The sequence below is a fragment of the Rhizobacter sp. P2_H2 genome (assembly GCF_056403375.1).
In genome coordinates this window covers 1-4,395 of the sequence record NZ_JBFUFP010000426.1, presented here as the reverse complement: position 1 = coordinate 4,395, position 4,395 = coordinate 1, and the positions used below count along the sequence as shown (strand labels likewise).

Sequence of the window (4,395 nt, the reverse complement as noted above, 5' to 3'; positions counted from 1 at the left end):
GGCATGCGCCGTCATGATGCCGTGCACCACCGACAGCCCGAGGCCGGTACCCTGCCCGACCCGCTTGGTGGTGAAGAACGGCTCGAACACACGGGCGCGCGTGGCCTCGTCCATGCCGACGCCGTTGTCGGCCACCCACAGGTGCACGCACGGACCCGGCGCCAGTTCGCCCAGGCGCTGCGCCTCGTCGGCGTCGATGCGGCGCTCGTCCAGCCCGATCGTGATGCGCCCGCTGCTGCCCTGCAGCGCATGCCAGGCGTTGGTGCACAGGTTCAGCAGGATCTGCTGCACGTGCGTGGCGTCCGCGCTGACGAACAGCGGCCGGTCCTCGAGCGCCAGCACGAGCTCGACCGTCGCCGGCAGCGTCGAGCGCAGCAGCGCGATCGACTCCTCGATCATCGGCCGCATCGGCTGGCTCACCAGCTCGTGCGGCTGCATGCGGCTGAACGCGAGGATCTTCTGCACCAGGCTGCGCGCGCGCACGCCGGCCATCTCGATCTGCTTCAGCGGCGGCGTCGCGCCGTGCGCATCGTCGAGCCGGTCGCGGGCCAGCGACACGTTGCCGAGGATCGCCGCCAGGATGTTGTTGAAATCGTGCGCGATGCCGCCGGCCAGCGTGCCGATCGCCTCCATCTTCTGCGACTCGCGCAGCTGCGCCTCGAGCAGCGCGCGCCGGGCCTCGGCCTGCTTGCGCTCGCTGATGTCGGTCACCATGCCGAGCGAGCCGACATAGCGGTCGGCCTCGTCGAACACCGGCGTGACCGACATCGACACCCACAGCGGCTGCCCTTCGCTGCGCAGCATGCGCAGCTCGACGGCCTCGACGGTGCCCGGCCGGCGGCTCGCCAGCACGGCCGGCGCCAGTTGCCCGCCGGGGTCGTCGACGAACTCGGCGAGCGGGCGCTCCAGCATGTCGGCCGCGCCCTGCCCGAGCAGCCGCAACAGCTTCGGGTTGACGAAGGACAGGCAGGCCTGCGCGTTGACGAGCCAGATGCCCTCGTTCGCGGTCTCGACGATGCGGCGGTAGCGCCGCTCGCTGTCGCGCAGCTCGCGCGTCATCACGCGCGCGACGCTGTAGGCGCGCATGCGCCCGGTCGTGAGCTGCCAGGTGAGCGCGGCCAGCAGCAGGCTCAGCCCGATGCCGGCGAAGCCGATGATGCGCGCCGATTCGCGGTGGTGGCGCGCCTCGAACTCCGGCGTGCTGCGCACCTGCACCGTCCAGCTCTGGCCGGCCACGCCGATGTACTCCTGCGCCTCGAAACGCGCCGGCTGGCGGTCGGCCTCCGGCCCGATCGAGCGGTACATCAGCGCGTCGTCGCTCAGCTCGATGCCATCGTAGATGCGCAGGTCCAGGCCCGGCGTCGACTCGCCGTACAGGCTGGACATCAGGTCGCCGATGCGAAAGCCCGCCCACACCCAGGCCACCACGCTGCGCCGGCGCGCGGCCACGCTGTCGACCGGCTGCCCCGGCGCGTACAGCGGCAGCAGCATCAGGAAGCCGTACTGCGGCGCGTGGTCGGGCTCGGTGACGAGGCGGATGCGCCCGGTGGTCGCGACGTTGCCGGAATCGCGCGCCTTGTCGAGCGCGGCCCGGCGCGACGGGTCGGTGGAGATGTCGTAGCCGAGCGCGCCCAGGCTGCGCCCGACCGCCGGTGCGATGTAGGTGACCGGCACATAGCTCGCGCGCGGCCCGGGCGGGCGCACCTGGTAGCCCGGCACGCCGGACAGGCGCTGTGCGGCCTCGTGGGCCGCCACGTCGGGCCCCTGCACCAGCGGCCCGTAGGCGATCGCCTGCAGGCCGTTGAAGTCGACGCCGACCAGCAGCGCGTCGACATAGCGGTCGAAGTGCGCGCGGTCGACCGCGCCGGACGCGAGGAACAGGCCCTGCACGCCGCGCAGCATCTGCTCGTAGGCGGCCATGCGCTGCTCGATGCGGCTGGTGGCCTGGCGCAGCCCGAAGTCGAAGCTCGCGCGCAGCGCGGCCGTCTCGGACGCGCGCTCGTGGTGCCACGCGAGCGCGGTGACCGTCAGCGAGACGGCCCCGACCAGCAGCGACATCAGCAGCGGAAGGGCTCGCTTCACACCGGGCCCGTGCTAGAACTGCGTCATCGTGCGCGCCAGCTCGGCCGAGAAGTACTTCTCGAAGATGCGCCGCATGCTGCCGTCGGCCCGCATCTCGTCGATGAGTGCGCGCCAAGCCTGCTGCTGCGCGGGCGACACCGACTTCTTCGACATGATCAAGCCGTGCGGCACCGCCGGGTCGTCGAACTCGACGATGCGCGTCTGCGCGCGGATCGTGCCCTGCTGCACCGTCGGGTAGTCGAAGGGCTCGATGATCATCGCCTGCACGCGGTTGTCGAGCAGCACCTGGTACAGCGGCTCGAGGCTGGACGCATGGCTCACGCGGCCCTGCGCATCGAGCGCGTCGACCAGGCGGTTGGCGGTCGGGCTGTAGCGGAAGCTGCGGATCACGCCGAGCTTGAGCTGCGGGTTGCGCTCGAAATCGGCCAGCGCGGCGACGTTCGCATCCTGGCGCACCAGCAGGTAGTACTTGTTCGACACGTACCAGGCGAACGCGGCGAACTGCTCGCGCGCCGGGTTGGTGATGCCCGACAGGCTGAAGTCGAGCGCGCCGCCCTCGATCAGCTGCCAGATGCGGGCGCGCGGCAGCACCGAGACGATGAACTTGCAACCGCTGCGGCGCGACAGTTCGTCGGCGATGTCCTTGTCGATGCCCTCGCCGGTGACGCCCGAATAGAGCAGGCCGTGCTCATGCAGCGCGAGGCTCATCGGGCGGGGGCAATCGGGTTTGTCGGCCGCGATGGCGACCGCCGGAACTCCGCCGGCGGCCAGGAACAGCGCACACGCCCAGCCCGGCAACCAACGCGACGACATCTGCATGCTCGATCAAACCCCCTCGGCCCGCAGCATAGTCCCGCCGCGCGCCGCACGGCCTCGGGACTTGCCGCAACGAACGGGAAAATGCCACGGCCGCGGCGGCCGGGACGGCAGAATCGGCGCTTCGATGACGGCCTCCTTCCCTCGCTCCCTCCCGCTCTCCGTCCTGCGAGCGGCCCGCCTCGGGCTCGCGGCGCTGTTGCTGCTGGCCGGCCGCCCCTGCCTGGCACCCGCCGCCGCGCAGGCGGCCGAAGCCTATGCGATGCAGGCGCAGCGGCAGCCGGATTTCAAGCGCATGCAGGCGCTCGGGCGCGCGATGTTCTTCGACGCGGCCTTGTCGGCCTCGGGCGAACAGAGTTGCGGCAGCTGCCACGACCCGGCCTCGRCCTACGGCCCGCCGAACGGCAAGCCGGTGCAGCCGGGCGGGCGCGACGGGCAGGCGCTCGGCTTTCGCGCGACGCCCTCGCTGCGCTACCTGCAGAACGTGCCGCCGTTCACCGAGCACCGCTTCGACGACGACGTGGACGAGAGCGTCGACCAGGGCCCGGCCGGCGGCCACGACTGGGACGGCCGCGCAGCGACGGTGCACGAGCAATCGGGGCTGGCGCTGCTGTCGCCGAACGAGATGGCCAATGCGAGCGCGGCCGAGGTGGTGGAGCGGCTGCGCCGCGCACCGTATGCCGGCGAGTTCCGCGCCACCTTCGGGGCCGATGCGCTCGATGCGGTGGAGCCGGCCTTTCAGTGGGCACTGCTGGCGCTGGAGATGTTCCAGCAGGATGCGGCGCAGTTCCACCCGTACAGCAGCAAGTACGACGCGGTGCTGCGCGGCCGCGCGAGCCTCTCGCCGCAGGAGGCACGCGGCCTCGCGCTGTTCAACGACGAGGCCAAGGGCAACTGCGCGTCATGCCACCCGAGCGCGATCAGCGCGACGACCGGCGCGTTCCCGGCCTTCACCGACCACGGCCACATCGCGGTCGGCGTGCCGCGCAACCGCGAGCTGCCCGCGAACCGCGATGCGGGCTTCCACGACCTGGGGTTGTGCGGGCCGGAGCGCCGCGACCTGGTCGACCGGCCCGAGCACTGCGGCGCGTTCCGCACGCCGACGCTGCGCAACGTGGCGCTGCGGCAGGCGTTCTTCCACAACGGCGTGCTGCACACGCTGGACGAAGTCATGCAGTTCTACGTGACGCGCGACCTGGATCCGAAGCGCTGGTACGGCGTCGGCGCAGACGGCCGGGTCGAGCTATATGACGACCTGCCGGGGGCGCTGAAGGAGAACGTCAATCGCGATCCGCCGTTCGACCGGGTCGCGGGGGACAAGCCGGCGCTCGATGCGCGGGAGATCGCGGATGTGATCGCGTTCCTGAAGACCTTGACGGACGGCTACGTGCCGGGCGAGTGAGGCCCGGCTCGCTCAACGCAGATTCAACGCCTGCGTCAGATCCCCCATCGCCGCCGACCCGTTCTTCGCGAGCCCTTCATCGCGCATCTTCAACC

The 4,395-nt window shown here is 71.4% G+C and carries 3 protein-coding genes; 1 reads left to right on the top strand and 2 read right to left on the bottom strand.

From position 1 onward, the window contains the following. Together AC1D15_RS19570 and AC1D15_RS19565 are read right to left on the bottom strand one after the other, a co-directional pair. A partial coding sequence (locus AC1D15_RS19570; RefSeq protein WP_477827291.1) for a CHASE domain-containing protein occupies positions 1-2,082 on the bottom strand: 2,082 nt, incomplete at its 3' end. 12 nt (positions 2,083-2,094) lie between these two features. Beyond that, positions 2,095-2,895, bottom strand: a complete 801-nt coding sequence (locus AC1D15_RS19565; RefSeq protein ID WP_052211290.1) for a substrate-binding periplasmic protein — start codon at positions 2,893-2,895, stop codon at positions 2,095-2,097. A 130-nt stretch (positions 2,896-3,025) separates the two neighbouring features. On the opposite strand from AC1D15_RS19565, the gene AC1D15_RS19560 reads away from it, so the two are divergent. Next, positions 3,026-4,300: a cytochrome-c peroxidase gene (locus tag AC1D15_RS19560; protein ID WP_477827290.1), complete on the top strand. Its 1,275-nt coding sequence runs from the start codon at positions 3,026-3,028 to the stop codon at positions 4,298-4,300. Positions 4,301-4,395: the final 95 nt, after the last annotated feature.